The sequence below is a fragment of the Paracoccus shandongensis genome, from assembly GCF_017315735.1.
In the GTDB taxonomy this organism is placed as follows: domain Bacteria; phylum Pseudomonadota; class Alphaproteobacteria; order Rhodobacterales; family Rhodobacteraceae; genus Paracoccus; species Paracoccus shandongensis.
In genome coordinates this window covers 54,629-74,298 of record NZ_JAFLRK010000016.1, presented here as the reverse complement: position 1 = coordinate 74,298, position 19,670 = coordinate 54,629, and the positions used below count along the sequence as shown (strand labels likewise).

14 protein-coding genes are annotated in these 19,670 nt (G+C 65.5%); 10 read left to right on the top strand and 4 right to left on the bottom strand.

Annotated features, from left to right (window positions below):
• Positions 1–569 precede the first annotated feature (569 nt).
• From JX613_RS11580 to JX613_RS11565, 4 genes are all read left to right on the top strand, one after another.
• Entirely contained in the window at positions 570–1,022 is a 453-nt protein-coding gene (locus JX613_RS11580) for a hypothetical protein (RefSeq protein ID WP_207101621.1), read from the top strand.
• 485 nt (positions 1,023–1,507) lie between these two features.
• Positions 1,508–2,239: a VPLPA-CTERM sorting domain-containing protein gene (locus tag JX613_RS11575; protein ID WP_207101620.1), complete on the top strand. Its 732-nt coding sequence runs from the start codon at positions 1,508–1,510 to the stop codon at positions 2,237–2,239.
• A gap of 218 nt (positions 2,240–2,457) precedes the next feature.
• Positions 2,458–3,960: a phospholipase D-like domain-containing protein gene (locus JX613_RS11570; protein ID WP_207101619.1), complete on the top strand. Its 1,503-nt coding sequence runs from the start codon at positions 2,458–2,460 to the stop codon at positions 3,958–3,960.
• A gap of 529 nt (positions 3,961–4,489) precedes the next feature.
• A complete protein-coding gene (locus JX613_RS11565; protein WP_207101618.1) occupies positions 4,490–7,450 on the top strand; it encodes a right-handed parallel beta-helix repeat-containing protein in 2,961 nt (986 codons plus the stop codon).
• Between the two features lie 35 nt (positions 7,451–7,485).
• Here JX613_RS11565 and JX613_RS11560 read toward each other — a convergent pair whose 3' ends face one another.
• Positions 7,486–8,460, bottom strand: coding sequence for a ParB/RepB/Spo0J family partition protein (locus tag JX613_RS11560; protein WP_207101617.1), 975 nt, complete (start codon positions 8,458–8,460; stop codon positions 7,486–7,488).
• Between the two features lie 34 nt (positions 8,461–8,494).
• Positions 8,495–9,814, bottom strand: coding sequence for an AAA family ATPase (locus JX613_RS11555; protein ID WP_207101626.1), 1,320 nt, complete (start codon positions 9,812–9,814; stop codon positions 8,495–8,497).
• 541 nt (positions 9,815–10,355) lie between these two features.
• Here JX613_RS11555 and JX613_RS11550 point away from each other — a divergent pair.
• The 3 genes from JX613_RS11550 to JX613_RS11540 are packed head-to-tail and all read left to right on the top strand — an operon-like array spanning position 10,356 to position 12,933.
• Positions 10,356–11,363 carry a replication initiator protein A gene (locus tag JX613_RS11550; protein ID WP_237168519.1) on the top strand — a complete coding sequence of 336 codons (1,008 nt, stop codon included), beginning with the start codon at positions 10,356–10,358 and terminating at the stop codon, positions 11,361–11,363.
• A complete protein-coding gene (locus JX613_RS11545; RefSeq protein ID WP_207101616.1) occupies positions 11,360–11,917 on the top strand; it encodes a hypothetical protein in 558 nt (185 codons plus the stop codon). Before JX613_RS11550 ends, JX613_RS11545 begins: the two co-directional genes overlap by 4 nt.
• Before the next feature lie 41 nt (positions 11,918–11,958).
• Positions 11,959–12,933, top strand: coding sequence for a glycosyltransferase (locus tag JX613_RS11540; protein WP_207101615.1), 975 nt, complete (start codon positions 11,959–11,961; stop codon positions 12,931–12,933).
• A 13-nt stretch (positions 12,934–12,946) separates the two neighbouring features.
• Here the strand turns inward: JX613_RS11540 and JX613_RS11535 are convergent, their stop codons facing one another.
• Complete coding sequence (locus JX613_RS11535) at positions 12,947–14,020, bottom strand: glycosyltransferase family A protein (RefSeq protein WP_207101614.1); 1,074 nt, start codon at positions 14,018–14,020, stop codon at positions 12,947–12,949.
• Between the two features lie 179 nt (positions 14,021–14,199).
• On the opposite strand from JX613_RS11535, the gene JX613_RS11530 reads away from it, so the two are divergent.
• Genes JX613_RS11530 through JX613_RS11520 form a run of 3 tightly spaced genes read left to right on the top strand, consistent with a single transcriptional unit; the run spans position 14,200 to position 17,908 of the window.
• Positions 14,200–15,411, top strand: coding sequence for a glycosyltransferase family 4 protein (locus JX613_RS11530; protein ID WP_207101613.1), 1,212 nt, complete (start codon positions 14,200–14,202; stop codon positions 15,409–15,411).
• On the top strand, positions 15,408–16,616 hold the full coding sequence (gene epsE, locus JX613_RS11525) for an exopolysaccharide biosynthesis GT4 family glycosyltransferase EpsE (RefSeq protein WP_207101612.1): 1,209 nt from the start codon (positions 15,408–15,410) through the stop codon (positions 16,614–16,616). The genes JX613_RS11530 and epsE overlap by 4 nt, the downstream gene beginning before the upstream one ends.
• The gene (locus JX613_RS11520; protein WP_207101611.1) at positions 16,613–17,908 is read left to right on the top strand and encodes a glycosyltransferase family 4 protein; all 1,296 of its coding nucleotides are present in this window, start codon (positions 16,613–16,615) and stop codon (positions 17,906–17,908) included. The genes epsE and JX613_RS11520 overlap by 4 nt, the downstream gene beginning before the upstream one ends.
• Positions 17,909–17,996: 88 nt before the next feature.
• Here JX613_RS11520 and xrtD read toward each other — a convergent pair whose 3' ends face one another.
• Complete coding sequence (gene xrtD / locus JX613_RS11515; RefSeq protein WP_207101610.1) at positions 17,997–19,601, bottom strand: VPLPA-CTERM-specific exosortase XrtD; 1,605 nt, start codon at positions 19,599–19,601, stop codon at positions 17,997–17,999.
• Positions 19,602–19,670: the final 69 nt, after the last annotated feature.

Below are 19,670 nucleotides of genomic sequence, written 5' to 3'. Positions count from 1 at the left end.
GCCCCGGCCCCGAAGCATGGCCACGTCAAGGGCAAATGTCTCCAGCAAATGCGCACGGGTAGGGTTCAGCAAGGACATCAGGACTCCGCTTCAGGTTGAACAAGGGACCAAACAACACTGATAAAATATTTTTATGAGCGACAAATAAAACATATCGCTTCGCCGCCATACAAAGTGTAACAATTGTTATGTAATCTTCGTGGTGGCACATTATTGTCAAAGGAAGACGGACGAATCTTTGCCCAGACAAAGGGGCGGCCAAATCCGGTTTGACTTTCCGCCCATACCTTGCCGAATTTCCGACGGGAGGAAACCTTTTGATCCTGCTGAAAAAATTTACGGCAACATCTTGCCGCAACAGGGCGGTAGAACCGGCAGTTTCTTGCGCCCCTGACCGTTGGATCAACATGCGCCCCCCGCAAGAAGATGATCTGCCTTGACTTTCACGTAAGACGCTGCGGTTCGGGAACCTTCGGGCCTGCCAGGCATTAAGTCGAGATAAGTGCAAACATAATCGCCGTGTCTTCCCGATGGATCGGGCTACAGAACGAACAGCCTGTGGAGCGTTGATGACCCACCTGATCGCCGATCCCCTTTCCACAAACATCCATCCCCTCAGGGTTCTGGACCTGCCTGCTGCGGGCTATATTCTTGATCTTGCCAGGAAATTCGGTTGCGCGTTCGGCTGGCGCTTTGACGCGGAAAGCCTGTCCGGCCTTGTGCAACTGGCCTTGCAGCACGTCCCGGGACTGGAGATTCGGTCCTGCGAATCCCTGATCCGGCGGCTCCAGCTGGCCGGGGATCTGGTCCAGGGCGACAGGGGATTGGAACTGACGCCCGGGGGAAGGGAACGCTGCCAGTCCACCTTTCACGCCTTGTTGACCGCCCCCGAGTGGCGCCAGGCCATCGACCAGATCCGCGAGGATCTGTCGGTTTTCTCCGAGACGGAGGGGATTCCCCTGATGGCGGGGGGCATGCCAGCCGCCGGGGACCGCCAGGCCGCCATGGGTCTTGCCTTTTAAACAGCACAGGCCTTGTCGCTGCAATGGTTGTTATTCATAAAATATTATCAACCTAAGGAAGAAATGATCACCCCTTTCCCTGAGTCAGAAACTTTTTGCACGCACATATTATGGCGCCTTTCCGGGGCATGAAATCCCGGCGTACAGAATCAGCCTGGCTAGGAAAAGCTTGGGAAAGGCAGGCTTTCGGTGCATTCCGAACCTTCCGCAGGGGCCAGCTTCGGGGTTTTTTGCCGCTTCCCCCAGCATCTGTTTCCTGCGTTCCCCGTCCCTGATCCACAATGAAAATGTTAAAAATTTCATTAGATTATGTGAAACGACCTGCCTGTCGCCGCGTTGGAAAAGGCGTCTTCCCGGGAAACCAAGGGTGCAGGGGCCTATCGAAACCTGCCTACTCGTTAAGAACAGGCTGGAACTTCAACGATATTTAAGTATTAATAACTTGGGCATTGTAGGTGGCCTGGGTTTTTTGGGGGTATCGAATGATGAAAAAGCTTCTTGGTGCTGCGGCTTCGGCAGCGGTCCTCTGCACCGGAGCGCAAGCCTTCGCAGCAACGTTGGTCATTGACGACTTCAGTGCCGAACAGCGCGTTCAGGACACTCCGGGTTTCGAAGGCAACGTGTCGCAGATAGCGGGCGGTGGCATCCTGGGCGGCTACCGGGATCTTTCCGTTAAAAACACCGCGGCGGATGGCGACAACCGGGCCGCGACGGAACTTCACGTGACCGGCGGCAACATCAAGTTCTCGAACGTTGCGGGCGCGCGTGGCGAAGGGACCCTGACCTATGACGGCGACGACGATCCGTCGTCGGTGAACACGACGGGTCTGGGCGGCGTCAACCTTCTGATCGGCACCGATCCGTACTTCTACTTCGCCTCTCCTCCCGGCGTGCCGTTCGACAACGTGGCAGAGGTCCGGATCCAGGTCTGGGACATCTTCGGCAAGACCGGGATCTACACCGAAACGATCGATCCCGACTATGATCCCAAGCTTGCCTTCAGCGATGCCGCTTTCGCGGGGATCGATTTCAGCAAGATCGGCGCGTTGCAGTTCTTCATCAGCTCGACCAGCACCAACGACTCGGTTGATGGCGCGATCACGGGCATCGAGGTCCGGGCCGACGATGTCGCCCCGGTCCCGCTTCCGGCCTCGGGCCTGCTGCTGCTGGGCGGCATGGGGGGTCTGACCTTCCTGCGCCGGCGCAAGAAGGCCTGATCCAAGGCGGTTGAACCGTTCTGGAAAGCGCCGGTCCGGAAGGGCCGGCGCTTTTCCGCGTGCGCAGGGACGCCCCATCCTGCCCGCAGGCTCTGCCATGGGTCCATTCCACCCGCCCGCCTGGAAAAACTTCTTCCCCCGGTGCAACGTTTTCCCGCCCCAGGCTCTTTCTTGCAGGGGGGACGCCCCTTCATGCCCTTGTCGCGGAACGAGAAATCATGGTCACCTTCCAGCCCGCCCGGAACTGCTGGCGCGTCGAGACGGCGGATCGGCTGTCGGTCATCATCGACGGCAAGTACTACTTCCGGGCCCTGCGCGAGGCGCTGCTGAAGGCCGAGCGGCTGGTGATGATGGTCGGTTGGGATTTCGATTTCGAGATCGAGATGCTGCCCGGCGAAAGCGATGCCGACGGCCTCGCCCCCGACGGCTTTCCGAACCAGGTCGGGCCTTTCCTGGATGCCATCGTGGACCGGCGCCCCGGGCTCGACATCTACCTGCTGAAATGGAGCGGCGGCGCCCTGATCGCGCCGGGCGGCATCCTGCCCGCGCTTGCCGTCAAGCTGATGTCGCCCGACCAGATCCACCTGGCCTTCGACGGCCGCCATCCGATCGGCGCCTGCCATCACCAGAAGATCGTCACCATCGACGACAGCCTGGCCTTTTGCGGCGGCATCGACATGACCGATGGCCGGTGGGACGACCGCGACCATGCGGACGACAACCCGCTGCGCTGCCTCAAAAGCGGGGATTGCGCGCAGCCCTGGCATGACGCCTCGACCGTGATGGGGGGACCGGCGGCGGCGGCGCTGTCGGAACTGGCCCGCGCCCGCTGGGCCCGCGCCCATGACGCCGAGCTGGAGGAAACCTTCGCCCCCGGCGGCGACCTGTGGCCCGACAGCATCACGCCCGCCTTCCACGACATTCCCGTGGCCATCGCCCGCACCGCCCCGCCCGAGCAGACCCGCCCGGGCGTCCACGAGATCGAGGAGCTGTATCTGGACGCCATCGCCGCCGCGCGCGACTGCATCTATATCGAATCCCAGTATTTCTGCGCCGACAGCATCACCCGCGCCATCGAGCGGCGCCTGGTCGAGCCCGACGGCCCAGAGGTCGTGGTGATCAACCCCTATGCCGCCCAGGGTCACCTGGAAGACCAGGCGATGCATGTCACCCGCAGCCGGATGATCCGCCACCTGCGCGCCCGCGACCGCCATGGCCGGTTCCGCATCCTGTATCCCGTCACCGAAGGCGGCGAGCCGGTCTATGTCCATGCCAAGATCATGATCGTTGACGATCACCTGCTGCGCATCGGGTCCAGCAATATCGACCGCCGATCGATGGGCTTCGACACCGAATGCGACGTGGCGGTCAGGGCGCCCGACCAAGCCACGCGCGACCTGATCCGCGCCTTTCGCGACGAATTGCTGGCCGAGCATCTGGGCCGCGATCCCGCCCGGGTCACGGCCGAGATCGACCGCCAGGGCAGCGTGGTCAAGGCGCTGGTCCGGCTGTGCCACGCGCAGGGGCGCAGCCTGCGGATGCTGCATCCCCGGCCGGGAACCTGGCTGGGCAGCGTCCTGACCCGGACGCGATTCTTCGACCCCCGGTACCGGCGCAGCGCCAAGGCCCGGCTGGGGGTCACCTCGCGCCACCTGGCCATCGGCGCGGCGATCCTGGCGGGCGGGGCGCTGTGGTGGGGAAGCCGGCGGCCAAGGGACTGACGGGGCAGGAAGGAACCCTTGTTCGCAGAGTGGCCTTCTACCTGATTCTTCCCCTGGTTGTGGATCGGCTGAAATTGACCGATTGGTCAATTGGCTTCTTGCGCATCCCTTCGGCTTTCAAACCCGTCCAAGGTATTTGCAGGTTTGCTGGCCGTGCCCCGTTTCCAAGGTTTTCCCGCCAGCCTGCCGGAACCATGGGCGCTTCCCGGAATACTCTTGCTATCTCTTTATTGAAAAACCATTTTCCTTGAAATCAATTTTGTATGCTGTTTTCCTCATTGTTTGGGTTCCTGCCAGAAAGACCCCCGCATCGCCCGCAGGGGCTGGTGGCTGAAAGGACTGACCTGAAACCACCATGCCGATTTTGCAATCACCCCGGGGGCATAGTGACGCAAGGGCAGGGGCAAGAATTTGCCGAGCCCGGTTTTTTCTCTACCTTTGCGTGTAAATCGCCCTTAAACAGCCGCCTGCCCATCGTGAACTATACCGATCAGTTCGATTTCCAATCCGCATCCAAGGAATTGACAGAATGCTGCGTGATCTGCTTGTTGCCCTGCCCGGACTGATCGGGACGACGGGCTCTCCCTCTCGGGCCGAAGATGTCGGGGTGCAAGCATCCTCGCAGATCGCCAGCCCGGCCGTTGCGGTCGCGCAAGCCCCGGCCACGACCCTGCCCAGCGGCACCGCGTCGCCCAGCTTCCTGGAAAAGGCGCTTGCGGATTTCAAGCAGCAGACCGGCTATGAGCCCGGGACCGCGACCGAGCCGGAAGACGACACGGCCGGGACCGGGGCCCTTCCCCTGCGGGTCGATAGCCTGACCGCCGAGGCAGGGCGCGTGCTGACCATCGAGACCGAGGGCAGCGCCGAGATCGCCGGCATCCGCGTCCTGTCCCAGGCAAGCCATGGCCATGTCAGCGTCAATCCCGACAACAGCCTGTCCCTGGTGCTCAGCGAGGATGCCAAGAACACGGCGGATACCGCCTTCCGCTATGAGATCACCTATGGCGACGGCCAGGTCCAGGAGGTCGAGGCCAAGGTCGATGTGACCGCCGGGCAGCAGCAAAATGGCTGGGGCCTTGGCCAGGTCTACATGCTGGCCGAGGATGCCAGGGGCGAACTGGTCGTCGAGCATGGCGAAAACCATCGCAAGGTCCATCTTACCGAAGGCGCGCATGGCCTGACCGCCACCGAAATCGCCCGGATCGAAGGCGTGAAGGCCCAGGACATCACGGTGGACTGGCTGATCAAGCACCCCCAGTACGGCGCCACGCCGGACAAGGCCCTGGATACGGAACTGGGCATGAAGCTGTGGGACAAGATCACCGGCTGGACGACCAATTCCAACTGGCTGCTGTTCGAACGGGGATACCAGTACGACGGCACGACGCGGCTGATCACACGCGGCACGAACGGGGAAAGCCCGCTGAACCCCGTGTTCATCGGCGCCTATGGCGAAGGGACGGATCCGAAGATCACCAATGCGGTCCAGCTGTACCAGGAAGACAGCAAGCATGTCGTCCTGCAGGGCGTGGACATCACCTCGGCCATGGTGCTTCAAGGCGGCAACCTGCTGTTCGACCGCATCACCGTCAGCGGCGAGGGCGGGCTGAACATCCAGAATGCCGCAGGCTTCACCCTGCTGGATTCCGACATCACGGATGTGACACGCAAATCCCCCGTGTCGGCAGATGCCATCTGGCAGCCGCATATCAACCGCATGGCGGGGGCCTATATCGCCAATTCGGATGGCGTCCTGCTGAAGGACAATCTTTTCGACCACAACGGCTGGGGCGAAGGCTATGACCCGAACCTGTCGTCCAAGGCGCCCCAGCCGCCCAGCATGTACAGCCAGAACCTGTACCTGCAGGCCGACAATCTGGATGTCACGCTGCGCGACAACATCACTATGCGCGGGGCATCGTTCGGGGCCCAGGTCCGTTCGGGCGGGTTTGTCGAGGGCAACAGCTTCATCGACAACAACGCGGCCCTGAACTTCATGGGCGGGAGCTATGAGGGCGCGGGCCATGTTGGCAACTATACGCTGCTTCTGGACAATCTCGTGACCTCGGCCGGTCACAAGCGGGTGTCCCATTCCGAAGGCGGGCTGTCGATCGGCGTGGATGGCGGCGGCTCGACCCAGAGCGCCTATGTCGGCAACATCGTGGCCCATCTTGCCGACCCGAACAATGCCAAGGAAATCGCCGCGAAATCCGTGCTTCATTATGCGTTTTCCGCCGGCAAGAACGTCGCCTATGACGACACCATCGTTTACAACTGGACAAAGGCCGGGGACACGAACCCGGACAATGCCACGCGCAATGTCGACGGGCTTTCCAAGGGCGTCCTGGACCAGACGACCATCCAGAACTTCACCGCGCAGATGCTGGGCACGAAAACGGCGACCATTGCCGATCTTGCCAACCACCTGCGCGCCCAGGCCGCGGGCAAGCTGGATCATGTCGTCGATGCCGACGTGATCAACGCCTTTTTCCGCAAGGGCTTCGGCCTGGACACCACCCTGCGCGCCGACGCGGAAACCCTGCGCTTCGTGCCCGACGACCGGGCCGATGGGCTCCGCTGGGACAACCGGCTGAACTGGTCCACGGGGGATCTGCCAGGCACGCAGGATGGCGACAGCGTCGATCTGGGCGGCAACCGTGTCCTGTTCGGATCCCAGACCATGACCGTCGATGATTTCATCTTCGGGGATTTCGGCCAGCTGAAAGCGACCTCGGGCCGGTTGGACATCGGGGGCGACATGGCGACCGCCGCGACCGGCAACCTGATCCAGATCGACAATGCCGGGCAGGTCTGGGTCGATGGCTATCGCGACAGCGACCTGCTGGCGATCGACATGGCGGGCGGGCGATTTGCCAATACCGGGACTTTCGCAGGCGAAACCCGGATCAGTGTGTCCGAGGATGCGCAGCTTCTGCTGGCCACGGCGGGCGGGCGCTTTGACCTGGCCGCCGGCAGCAGCCTGACGATCACCGGCAGCAAGGCCAAGATCGGCTTCGATGGCAGCGATGGCAAGGCGGCGACCCTGCAGCTGCACGAGGGGTCGGCCCTGTCCTTCGTGGCCAATGCAGGGGGCTTGGGCACGATCTCGGAATTCCGCTCCGGCGCCTTCGAGACAGCGCAGGTGACCTCGGGGGTGCGCCTTGACGGGGAGCTGTCGGTCGATCTGTCCGCCCTGGACAGCACGGCCGGGGGAACCTGGACCCTGGTGGATGCGGACCAGATGATCGGCTCTTTCGACAGGATCGACGTCATCGGCCTGGGCGCCAGCCGCGATGCCTTGATCCGCTATGACTACACGCTGGACGAGGTCGTGCTTCTGGTCAGCGAAGCCGGCAAGGGCAGCGGGCAGATCCGGTCCACCACCACGGGCGATGCCGATTTCCTCAACTACACCCAGGATGCCGCGCTGAAGGCCTTGTGGGCCGATCTTCATGCGGCCATGCCACAGGTGACCGACGATCCGATCTGAAAATTTCGCACGCGAAATCTTTTCGCGTGCGAAAATCATATGCCGCGCGTTTCAAGCCATTCGGCAAGGTCGCGCACGAAGTCTTCGCTTACGCCTTGGCCCGACAACACGACCCGGCCAGGGCGGACCGTCATCCGCACCCCTGCATCAAGGTCTTCGCCTGCCCTGTCCGACCCAGCCTCGGGTTTGGGCGCAGGGTCCGGGCGCAACAGGGCGTCCAGCACACCACGTTCCACCGAGGCACTGTCCGGCCTTGCTTTCTGCAGCCGGTCGCGCATCTTTCGGACCGATCCCGGATTGTCCTGCATCGCCTTGATCAGGGCCAAGCCCAGCTTTTCCGGGATCGCCTCGGGAAAGCGCAGCACATCGCCCAGGGCCTCGTGCAGCGCCACGAAGGACAGGATCTTCGACCGCTTCGGGCCGGGCGCATGTTGGAACAGCATCCTGACCGCCGCCGCCGGGCTGTCGAAGACGCCGATGCGGGCGGCTTCATGGGCCAGCCGCCCGCGTTCATAAAAGGACAGGTCGGCGCGGATCTCGTTTTCCTCGACCATGGCCAGATAGGCCTCGGGCGCGGCCTCAAAAGGACGCAGCAGGGCCTTGACGGTGCCAAAGCGCCTCTCGCCGGTTTCCTGGAACAGCGCGGCCAGGGCCGTCAGGCGGCGCACCCCGGAAACCAGCCCATAGCGTCCCTCGGCCAGGGCCACGACCTCGATGGGCACCTGCTGGCCCCGGTCGCGGATGCTGGCCTTCAGCGACGCCATGTCGTCTGGGTTCATCAGCGTGCGGTCGCGCTGAAGGTGGTTCGCCTCGACCAGGGCCAGGGGGATATCCAGGACCATCCGACCGCTGTCTCGGGCCTGGCGCAACTCGGCCGCCAGATCCTCCAGGGCGGCCTGCGTCGCGGCCTCGGCAGCAATGCGGGCCACAGGGGGAACAGGGGCCGGTGCAGGGGTCGCATCCTCATCGCCCCCCATGCCGAAGGCGGTCAACCGCTTGCGCTTGGCCATTATCGGTTCCTTCCTGGTTTTCGCACGCGAAACATCATCTCTTTTCCTCTGCCAGTTCCTCGCGCCGCCAGATACCCAGAAGCAGCGACTTGAAGGCGGCATAGGTGCGGTCGAAGGTTTCGCGCCCCCGGGCATAGGTTTCGCGGTTGAAGTCGCGGTAATCGGCCTCGTAGATGCCATGGACCTGTTCGCCCGCCTGACCGATCAGGGCGGTGAAGTCCTGCCGGTGCGGCGACAGGCTGGGGCCCAGATAGGACTGGATCAGTCCCGCCAGTTCGGCCTGCTGGCTCGCGTCATAGCGGGTCATCACGGCCCGCACGGCGTCCCACTGGAAATGCAGTTCCTCGCGGCCCAGGGCGCGGGCGGCGATGTTCTCGCTGTCCTCGATCGAGGAAAAGGTCGAATGCAACATGTCGAAGAAGCGTCCGGTCGAGTCGAATTCCAGGAAGGACGCCCCGAAGGGCACCAGCAGGATATCGGCCGCGGCCAGCCCGTTGATGGTCAGGTAGCCAAGCGCCGGGGGGGTATCCAGGAAGACCAGGTCATAGCGGTCGAGGATCCCGTCCGCCGCCAGCGTCTCTGTCAGCGCGTCCCACAGCTTCCAGCCGCGCGAGGCCATGCGCCAGACGGGGATCTGGAACTCGGCCCAGTAAAGGTTCAGCTGCGCCCCGATCAGGTCGATATTGGGCCAATGCGTGGGTCGGATCAGATCTCCTGCCTTGATCTTCAGCGCGTCCGCCAGACTGTCGTCCAAGGCCACCGGCGGATCGCCCCGGTCGATGCGGCGCTGGTTGTCGGCCCGCAGCGTTTCGGCGTAATGGCGCGCCAGAAGCGGAAAGACCGTCTGCCATTCATCCTCGACCTGGGCGCCGAAGATGGACGACAGAGAACCCTGGCTGTCCAGGTCGATCATCAGCACCTTGTAGCCGTCCAGCGCCGCCGACATCGCCAGATGCGCGCAGGTCGAGGTCTTGCCCACCCCGCCCTTGAAGTTCGCCACCGCCACGATCTTGGCGGGCAGGCCCTTGGGGCGGTAAGGCAGGTATTCCTTGGACTTCGATCCTTCCGCCCCGAAATGGGCGCGCAGCCGCTGCACCTCGTCCAGGGTGAACCACTTGGCTCCGCCCTCGGACTCGGACCGGCCTTGCGGCAGGTCGGGGTTCTGGCGCAGCACGCGGCGGAAATGCTGGGGCGCGACCGGGATCAGGTATCGGGTGATTTCCCAGGTGGAAAAGAGCCGCAGCTTGCGTTCTCCGTTTTCCTCGAGCCCGCGCCCCACCAGATCCTGCCGCCCCCGCCGATAGTTCGCAGCGATCCGGGCCAGTCCTTCTGTGCCCGTCGCCTCCTCCAGCATCGCCAGGGCGCGGTCGGGCGAGAGATTGAAATAGGGGGGGATATCCTGCCCGCTGGCCACTGTTCGCCCTCATGTGTCGCTTTTCCTGCATCCTATCTTGAAACACGATACATGCGAGAAATTTCGCAACATCTTTGCCCGTTCCTGGCATTTTTCTTCAGGCGCAAGGCCCGGCTGTTGCAGTTTCGCCAGCCTGTTCTTGTTAGAATCTAGTTAGTATTTAGTTACGGGATCTGACAGCCTGTCCTGTTTCATCATATCCGTTTGATAATAAAACATTTTCTTCCGACCGGTCAACATCGCCTTGAATCCGATACCACGTTTTTCCGACTCTGAAGCCACGTTCAGGCGATTCCGATCCCCCGAACGTCAGGGCCGCCCCCTCAGCGCTTCGCTGGACGGCCCGCTTGTGGATAAGTAGGATCGCGTCAATGAAACGACGAATCCCGGCAGGGCTCTGGCCTCGCAGGGCTTGCGCAAGCCAAAGCATCGGCCCGGCAGGGCGGAGAACCGGCCGGGGATGGGACAGGAAGGGGCAGGGATGGTTCCAGCATCCCCCGCGGGGGCGGTGATCGAGACGCGTCTCATGCAGGACTTCTTCGTCTGCGATTTCTTCGCGGCGGTGCCCAAGCACGACCTCGCCTCGATGGAGCATCCGATCTTCTCGCTGTCCACGCGCCCCGACCGGCGGGTGGTGAGCTATGACCACAACGGCGCCACCCTGACCGTGACGCCCAGCGTCAAGGGCCGGGCCACGATCTTCGACGCCGATATCCTGATCTTCTGCATCAGCCAGCTGATGGCCGCCCTGAACACCGGCCGGGCCGTGTCGCGCAAGCTGACCCTGACCGCCCGCGACCTGTTGCAGGCCACCAACCGCGAAACTTCGGGCGACGGCTACAAGCGCCTGCGCGAGGCATTCGAGCGCCTGGCGGGCACCCGCATCACCACCAACATCGTCACCGGTGCCCACGAGGTCACCCATGGCTTCGGCCTGATCGAGGCTTGGGAGATCGTGCGCAAGACCCGCGGCGGGCGGATGGTCGCCGTGGCCATCACCCTGTCGGAATGGCTGTTCAATGCCGTCCTGTCGCGATCCGTCCTGACGCTGAGCCGGGACTATTTTCGCATGCGAAAACCGCTCGAGCGGCGGATCTACGAGCTGGCCCGCAAGCATTGCGGGCGGCAGTCGGAATGGAGCGTCTCGATCACCGTGCTGGCCAAGAAGACCGGCTCGGCCAGTCCCCTGCGCGTCTTCCGCGCCATGCTGCGCGAGATGATCCGGGAAAACCGCCTGCCCGATTACCTTCTGTCCGAGGAAGGGGGCGACATCCTGCGCGTGACCCCGCGCGCCGCAGTGCTGGAACCGTGCGAGGGTCCGCACCTGCGCCCCGAAACGCTGGACCAAGCCCGCGCCCTTCTTCCCGGGGCCGATGTCCATGCGCTGCAGGCGGAATGGCGCAGCTGGTGGGCCTCGACCGGCCGGCCGCGCCTGCGCAGCGCCGACCGGGCCTTTCTGGGCTGGATCAGGACAAGGGCGCCTGCATGATCCTTTGCGTGCTGGAACGCTGGCAGCCGGGGATCGGCGATCCGACCTGGCAGGGATGGGCGACCGTGCTGGTCTATCTGGCAACGGCCATCCTGGCCTTTCAGGCCAGCCACGCCCCCTTTCCCGCCGCCACGCGCGGCCGGGAACGGGCCTTCTGGGTCCTGACCCTGCTGCTTCTGTCCGGCCTTGCCCTCAACAAGCAGCTTGACCTGCAATCGGCGCTGACGGCGGCGGGACGCTGCATGGCCAACGCCCAGAGCTGGTATGGCCAGCGGCGTCTGGTGCAGATGGGCTTCCTTCTGGGGCTGGCGGGGCTGGCCGTGGCCTTCCTGGCGATCCTGCTGCGGCTGCTGCGCGGCAGCTGGTCGCGCAGCGCCCTGCCTGTCCTGGGGCTGGTCTTCGTCTGCGCCTTCGTGCTGATGCGGGCCGTGGGCTTTCACCATGCCGACCGGCTGCTGGGACTGCCGGTTCTGGGATTGCGGACCAACACCGCCCTGGAATGGGCCGGTCCGGGGCTGATTTCCCTGGGCGCCCTGCGGGTTCTTCGATATTGACCCTTTGCCGCCTGTTTCCCTTTGTGCGATAGCCTGCCGCCATGTCTTCCTCCATCGCCGTCATTATCGTCAATTACGGGACTGCCGACCTGGCCATCGCCGCGGTCGAGAGTGTCCTGTCACGCACCCATGGCGGCCACCCGGTCGAGGTGCATCTTCTGGACAATGCCTCGCCCGGGGGGGACGGTGCCGTTCTGGCCGACGCCCATGCGGCCCAGGCCTGGGGCGACCGCGTTACCCTGTGGCTTGAACGGGAAAACCACGGCTTCGGGCGCGGCAACAACATCGTCCTGCAGGCCCTGACCGAACGGCCGGACCCGCCCGACTATGCCTTCCTGCTGAACCCCGACGCCCAGCTTCGCAACGAGGCGATCGCCATCCTGGCCGACCGGCTGGACGCGGCCCCGCAGGCGGCTGCGGCCGGGGCGGGGATCGCGCTTCCCTCGGGCACTCCCGTCACCGCCGCCTTCCGCTTTCCCTCGGCCCGCAGCGAATTCGTCCAGGCCCTCAACTTCGGGCCGGTCAGCCGGGTCTTTTCCGGCCAGCTGGTGGCCCTGCCTGCGGACCAGCCCGACGGTCCGGTGGATTGGGTGTCGGGGGCTGCGGTGATGATGCGCCTTTCGGTGCTGCGGGAATTGCAGGGCTTCGATCCCGACTTCTTCCTTTACCACGAGGAGGTCGAACTGATGTTTCGCATGCGAAAATCGGGCCATCAGATCCTTTATGTCCCCTCTGCCTGCATCCAGCATGTCGAGGGCGCCGCGACCGAGGTGAAAAGCGGCACGTCCCTGCGCAAGGCCATGCCCGCCTACTGGTACGAGTCCTGGCGGCATTACTATCTCAAGACCCATGGCCGCCGGGGTGCCATTGTCGCGGGCCTGGCCTGGATGGCGGGGGCGGGCCTCAACACGCCGCTGGCCCTGCTCAGGGGGCAAAGGAAGCGTCACCCGAAGGGGTTCTTCGGCGATTTCACCCGGCTGGTGATGCGGCCGCTGCTGTTCGGGCCGCGGACGTGACGGATACGGCCGCTCAGCCCCGGTCCAGCAGGGCGCGCTGATAGGCGGGATACCATTGGTTCAGATCGGCGGCCGGGGTCCGCCAGACGGCGCGCCAGCTGCGCATGGCGGTGACGACGCCCCGGGCTTGCGGGAAATCCCACCGGCGCGACAGGGCGTCCTTGATGGTCTCGCCCAGCAGGCGGCGCCACAGCATCCAGCGATAGCGGGACAGCCAGGATCCGGGCCGGTCAGCATTGCGCTTGATGAAGACCAGCATGTTCAGCAGCTGGAAGGTCGTGGCGGTCCTGCGCTTCACGCGGCCCCCCGCGACCTCGAAATGATGCAGATTCGCGCCATTGGCGCGCAGAAGAAGGCCGTGCCGCCCATAGCGGTACGATGCGTCCAGATCCTCCAGCGCCGCGTAATAGCGCAGCGACCTGTCCAGGGGCTCGGCCAGGGCGATGCGCCGATGCACGCTGAGCCCGTGGCCCGACATGAAGGTCATGGGCGTCACGTCCAGATGGGCAAACTCCGGCGGAACGGCAGGATTGCGCTCTCCCTCGTATTTCAGGAACAGCGCGTGCATGTCCTGGAACAGGATCCGGCTGCTGATCCAGCGCCCCAGCCGGTATCGCATGACGCGCTCGCGCAGGCCCCCGGTCCCGCCCCGCCTGTCGTCCTTGCGCGCGAGCCCCGCCGAGGCCCCCGCATCGGCATCGGGCATGGCGGGCACGTTCACGCCGTTGACGCCCGCCAGGACGCCTTGCGTGTCGGCGGCATAGACCGCCAGAATCCGCTCGACGTAGTCGGGATACAGGAAACTGTCGTCGTCGATCATCACCACGATGTCGCCGATGGCCTGTTCGACCCCCTGGTTGCGCTGCGTGGCGGAAGACGGCGTGACCGCCTGCAGGTAATCCAGCTGGATGGCGGGATGATCCGCCGCCAGCGCCTGGACGGCCTGCCGCGTGACCTGCCAGTCCGGGGACGCATCCACGATCACCACCTGGACGGGGGGAACGGTCTGCCCGAAGGCCAGGGGCAGCACACGCAGCAGGACATCGCGGCGGTTGAAGGTGGGAACCACAAGGGACCAGGTCAGCATGGGCGGGCTCTTGCATCAATCATGACATGCCGGACTATGGCGCGGCCTCGCCGCCCTCGCCAGCCGTCATTCGCCAAGGGCAGGCCAAAACCGCCCCTGGCCTTTCGTGGTCATGGCCTTGGAACGGTTTTTGCGCTTAGATGCGTCCACAGCGGTTTCAAGAGTGCGTCCCGATTTCCATGCCGAACCCCCGCATCGCCTATCTGGCCGGCGAATATCCTGCCGTCTCGCATACCTTCATCCTGCGCGAGGTGGCGGCGCTGAGGGCCCGGGGGCTTGATATCCTGACCTGTTCGGTGCGCCGCACCGGGCCCCAGCACCATCGCGGCCCGGCCGAGCGCGCCGAGGCGGCCATGACCTTTGCCCTGCTCGATGCCGCGAAGAACCCGTTTCACCTGATCGGGGCGCAGGTCGCGGCGCTGAAGACCCCCGGGCTTTACCTGCGCACCCTGCGCAAGGCCTGGTCGATGCGCGGGCCGGGGCTGCGGGCGACGGTCTATCAGCTGTTCTACTTCCTGGAAGCGACGGTGCTGGCCCGCCACCTGAAAGCCCGGGGCGCCACCCATCTGCACAACCATTTCGCCCAGGCCAGCGGCAATGTCGCGCTGCTGGCGGCGCGGCTGGCAGGCATTCCCTTCAGCTTCACCCTGCACGGCCCGGCCGACTTCACCGATCCGAAATTGTGGCGGCTGGACGCCAAGATCCGCGATGCGGCCTTTGTCGCCTGCATTTCGCACTATTCCCGGTCGCAGGCCATGCTGGCCAGCCCGGTCGAGGATTGGGACAGGCTGCACATCGTCCATTGCGGGGTCGAGCCCGCCCGCTATGACGCGCCCCCCGCCCAGGGCCGGGGGCTGCTGTTCGTCGGGCGCCTGGCCGCAGCCAAGGGCGTGCCGGTGCTGATCGAGGCGATGCCGGCGATCCTGTCGGCCTTTCCCGACGCGCATCTGACGCTGATCGGCGACGGGCCGGACCGGGCCGCGCTGGAAGTCCGGGTCCGCCGCCTGGGTCTGTCGGGCGCCGTCACCTTTGCGGGCTACCAAAGCCAGGACGAGGTCGCCGGGGCGCTGGCCCGCGCGGCGGTCTTCGTGCTGCCCTCCTTCGCCGAGGGCGTGCCCGTGGTGCTGATGGAGGCCATGGCCGCCCGCCGCCCCGTGGTGGCCACCCGCATCGCCGGCATCCCCGAACTGGTCGAGGACGGCGTTTCGGGCCGGATCGTTCCGCCGGGCGACGGCGCGGCCCTGGCCCGGGCGGTCTGCGACATCCTGACCGATCCCGGTCTTGCTGCAAGGATGGGCGAGGCAGGCCGCCGCAAGGTCGAGGCCGAGTTCGACATCGCGCATGAGGCCGAAAAGCTGGCCGCGCTGTTCCGAAAGGAAGATCCCGCATGAGCCTGCCCGCAAGGATCGCCGTTCTGATCCCGGAATTCCCGGGCCAGACCCATTCCTTCTTCTGGCGGGAAATCGAGGCCTTGGCCCTGCACCACGGCATCGGGTCGCAGATCGTCTCGACCCGGCTGGCCCCGAAGCCCGTCTGGCACGACTGGGTGGAACAGGCTGCGGCGATCCAGCTTTATCCCTTGCCCCGGGGCGAAGTGGCGCGGCTGCTGCCCGATCTGGCCCTGGCCCTGCCGCGCCTGGCCGCTGATCCCGACATCCGCCGGATCCTGCGCCGGCCCAAGGCCTGGGCCTTCGTGCTGATGGCGCTGCGGCTGGCGCGGATCTGCAAGGCGCGGGGGCTGGCGCATCTGCATGTCCATTCCTGCGCGAACTTCGCGCTGATCGCCGCGCTCTGCCACCGGATCAGCGGCATTCCCTATAGCCTGGTCCTGCACGGGCCGCTTCGGGATTACGGGCCGGACCAGCCCTTCAAGTGGAAGGGGGCGGCCTTTGTTTTCGTGATCACGGAAACCCTGCGCGCCGAGGTGGCAACGGCCATGCCCCAGGTGATGGACAAGGTGCGGGTCGTGCCGATGGGGGTCAATACCGACCTCTTCACCCCGCCCGCCGCGCCGCGCCCTGATGCGCCCCACATCTTCACCTGGTTCTGCTGCGCGCGGCTGAACCGGGTCAAGGGCCATGACACCCTGATCGAGGCCGCCCGCCTGCTGCGCGCGGCCCGTCCCGACCTGCCGTTCCGCATCCGCATCGCGGGCGAGGACGAGCAGGGCGGCACCGGCTATCGCCGCGACCTGGAAGCGATGATCGCCGCAGCCGGTCTGCCCGATGCCGTCACGCTTCTGGGATCGGTCACGCAGGACGCGGTGCGGGCCGAATTGCAATCCGCCGACAGCTTCGTGCTGGCCAGCCGCCACGAGCCCCTGGGCGTCGCCTATATGGAGGCGATGGCCTGCCAACTGCCCGTCATCGGCACCGATGCGGGCGGGGTGCGCGAACTGATCACCGAAGGGCGGGACGGCCTTCTGGTTCCGCCCGACGATGCAGAGGCCCTGGCCGCAGCTATGGCTCGGATGATGGAGGACCGGGATCTGCGCCGATCGCTGGGCCGGGCGGCGCGGCAGCGGATCCTGGCCGATTTCAGTTCCCGCCGCAGCGCGGATGCGCTGGCCGTGGCCCTGGCAGGAGACAGGCCATGACCACCCGCCCCCGCGTCCTTGTCATTGCCGAGGCCGCCAATCCCGAATGGGTCTCGGTCCCGCTGGTCGGCTGGTCGCTGGCCCATGCCCTGCGCGAGGTGGCCGATGTCCATCTTGTGACGCAGATCCGCAACCGCGAGGCGATCTTGCGCGCCGGTCTGGTCGAGGGCCCCGACTTCACCGCCATCGACAGCGAGGCCATCGCCCGCCCCCTGCACCGGCTGGCGGGCGTCCTGCGGATGGGCAAGGGCAAGGGCTGGACGATGACCACGGCCATCAACGCGCTGTCCTATCCCTATTTCGAACGCCTGGTGTGGCGGCGCTTCGGCAAGGCCATCCGGGCGGGCGAATACGACCTGGTCCATCGGGTGACGCCCTTGTCGCCGACCATCGCCTCGCCCATGGCGGCCAAGGTCGCGCGGGCCGGGGTGCCCTTCGTGCTGGGGCCGCTGAACGGCGGCGTGCCCTGGCCCCGGGGCTTCGATGCCGAACGGCGGCGCGAACGCGAATGGCTGTCCTATGTGCGCGGCGCCTACAAGCTGAACCCCCTGCACCGGCGCAGCCTGGTGGCGGCGGCGGTCATCCTGGCCGGGTCGCGCCACACGGAAGGCGAAATCCCCGGCCCTTACCGCCCGAAGACCCTCTGGCTGCCCGAGAACGCCATCGACCCCGCGCGCTTCAACCGGGTCGCCCCGCAGGATCCGGCGGGCCCGCTGCGCGCCTGCTTCATCGGCCGGATGGTGCCCTACAAGGGACCGGACATGGTGATCGAGGCGGTCGCCCCCCTGGCCCGGGCCGGGCGGCTGGTGCTGGACATGGTGGGCGACGGCCCCCTGATGGCGGGGCTTCAGGACCAGGTCCGGCACCTGGGCATCGGAGAGGCCGTGACCTTCCACGGCACCCTGCCGCACGAGGCCGTGCAGGATGTCGCCGCGCGCGCCAACCTTTTGACCTTTCCCTCGATCCGCGAGTTCGGCGGCGGCGTCGTGCTGGAGGCGATGGCGCTTGGCGTGGTGCCGATGGTGGTCGATTACGCCGGGCCGGGCGAGTTGGTGACAGGGGACACGGGCTTCAAGATCCCGCTGGGCCGGCGCGACCAGATCGTCAGCGATCTGCGGGCCGCCCTGGAAGGGGTGCTGGCCGATCCTTCGGTCTTGGCCCCCCTGGCCCGGGCCGCGCGGGCGCGGGCGTTCCAGGATTTCACCTGGTCCGCCAAGGCCCGCCAGATCGCCAAGGCTTATGACTGGATCCTGCAGGGCAAGCCGGGGCCCGCCCCGGTCCTGCTGTCCTAGGCTGACGGCTTGCGTCCCGCGACCGCCGGGGGACTTCACGTCCCCCGGACACTCTGTGGGATATTCAGGCCGGGATGAAAGGACCGGCTCAGCCTTCCGGGATGAACTTCGGCAAGGGGGCGATCACGGCGCGCGTCATCTCCAGCAGCCGGGCTTCGGCGGATTCCTCGGATTCCTCGGGGCCCATGGGGGTGGTCAGGCGCACCATGCCGCCATCGGTCTGGCCCGAACGGATGCCGTCGGCCAGCAGATAGAACTTGGCCGCCAGATCCCAGGCCACGCGGCGGTCGCCCTGCTGGAACCAGTAATAGACCATCATCCGCGCTTCGCCCTTCTGGATGATGGCGCGGTTCAGCAGGAACTGCCCCTCGGCGCCCAGGCGGGGGGCGATGTCCACCCGCTCCAGCTTGGCGATTTCCCAACCCGAGGAGGGCAGGCAGATTTCCGGCGAATGGACGCCGCCCTTCGACTGGTCCTGGTAGAAGGCCATGAACAGCCCCACCCAGGGCGTGGCGGCATCGCGCACCATGGTCACCTGGCGGTAATCGTCCGCGCCCAGGGCCTTGGCGATCTCGGGCGACAGCCGTTCCTCGGGGCCGCGCTGCTGCCAGTCGCCCAAGCGCGTGGGGAACAGGGCAAAGGCGCTGCGCGCGACAGGCTGGCCGCGATCCTGGGGGACCATCTGCCAAGCGCCAAGCGCCGCCAGCCCCAGGACCACCGCCGCCGCCATCGCGGCCGAGGGGCGGACCAGCCGGATCCGCCCGGCTTGGGCCAAAAGCCCCGACGTTTCCAGATCCAGCGCATCGCCCAGGGTCGGGCGGCCCGGATGGAACAGCAGCATCAGCCGCGCCAGGGCGAACATCAGCACGATGCAGATCAGGAAGATCACCCAGCCTTCAAAGAAATGGGTAAAGCCTTCCAGCCATTCGATGCCATAGACATTGGCGATGATCCCGGCGGTGGCGATGCGGACCGAGTTCATCAGGACCGTGATCGGCACCGCCGCCAGCAGCAGCACCGCCTTGTGCCATTTCGGGCCGCGATACAGCACCGCGAAGATATAGGAAAACGACATGATCGGGAACAGGTAGCGCAGGCCCGAACAGGCCTCGGCCACGTGCAGGCGCATCACGCCCAGGTCGATGATGTTGCCTTCCAGGAAGACCGGCACCGACAAAAGCTTCAGGATGCCCACGCCGATTTCCGACGACACCATCTGCAGCCAGATCGACACCTTGTAATAAAGCGTCGCGGGCAGCGGCAGCATATAGACCAGGTGCAGGACCGAGGGCCAGAAATGCCAGCCCCGCGACCATCCCATCGTCACCAGGATGATCCCTCCCACCCAGACGATCGTGGAATAGGCCACGATGTCATCGACCTGCGCCAGCTTGCCCAGGGCGCCCAGGGTGAAGGCCAGGGCGATCACCGCGACGCCGGGCCAGCGGTCCGTGACCGGGCCGTCGGGGGTCGGGTATTGCTTCAGCTCGCGCAGGAACATCAGCGCCGACAGGACCGGGATCAGCGGGCCATGGCTGTATTCCGGGGTCTGCCAGGCCAGCAGCAGCGCATCCAGCCCGTCGAGGAAGAACCAGCCGGCGGTCATCGTGGCCAGGGCAAGCAGCACGATCCCGGCCGCGTTGAAGGACGTCCGGTCCCGAAGGGAGGTGGTGATATCTTCGCTTGAAGCCATGAACCGGGAACCTTTGAGAACCGCTGACAGAAGGCTGGCGATTGTGCCTATGGGGCGACCTTACCCGTT

Bases quoted from the DNA above. Each gene is read 5' to 3' on its own strand.
- JX613_RS11545 (WP_207101616.1), top strand. From the start codon at position 11,360: ATGATCCTTTGCGTGCTGGAACGCTGGCAGCCGGGGATCGGCGATCCG.
- JX613_RS11540 (WP_207101615.1), top strand. From the start codon at position 11,959: ATGTCTTCCTCCATCGCCGTCATTATCGTCAATTACGGGACTGCCGAC.
- JX613_RS11560 (WP_207101617.1), bottom strand. From the start codon at position 8,460: ATGGCCAAGCGCAAGCGGTTGACCGCCTTCGGCATGGGGGGCGATGAG.
- JX613_RS11565 (WP_207101618.1), top strand. From the start codon at position 4,490: ATGCTGCGTGATCTGCTTGTTGCCCTGCCCGGACTGATCGGGACGACG.
- JX613_RS11580 (WP_207101621.1), top strand. From the start codon at position 570: ATGACCCACCTGATCGCCGATCCCCTTTCCACAAACATCCATCCCCTC.
- JX613_RS11575 (WP_207101620.1), top strand. From the start codon at position 1,508: ATGAAAAAGCTTCTTGGTGCTGCGGCTTCGGCAGCGGTCCTCTGCACC.
- JX613_RS11570 (WP_207101619.1), top strand. From the start codon at position 2,458: ATGGTCACCTTCCAGCCCGCCCGGAACTGCTGGCGCGTCGAGACGGCG.
- xrtD (WP_207101610.1), bottom strand. From the start codon at position 19,601: ATGGCTTCAAGCGAAGATATCACCACCTCCCTTCGGGACCGGACGTCC.
- epsE (WP_207101612.1), top strand. From the start codon at position 15,408: ATGAGCCTGCCCGCAAGGATCGCCGTTCTGATCCCGGAATTCCCGGGC.
- JX613_RS11555 (WP_207101626.1), bottom strand. From the start codon at position 9,814: ATGCTGGAGGAGGCGACGGGCACAGAAGGACTGGCCCGGATCGCTGCG.
- JX613_RS11535 (WP_207101614.1), bottom strand. From the start codon at position 14,020: ATGCTGACCTGGTCCCTTGTGGTTCCCACCTTCAACCGCCGCGATGTC.
- JX613_RS11530 (WP_207101613.1), top strand. From the start codon at position 14,200: ATGCCGAACCCCCGCATCGCCTATCTGGCCGGCGAATATCCTGCCGTC.
- JX613_RS11520 (WP_207101611.1), top strand. From the start codon at position 16,613: ATGACCACCCGCCCCCGCGTCCTTGTCATTGCCGAGGCCGCCAATCCC.
- JX613_RS11550 (WP_237168519.1), top strand. From the start codon at position 10,356: ATGGTTCCAGCATCCCCCGCGGGGGCGGTGATCGAGACGCGTCTCATG.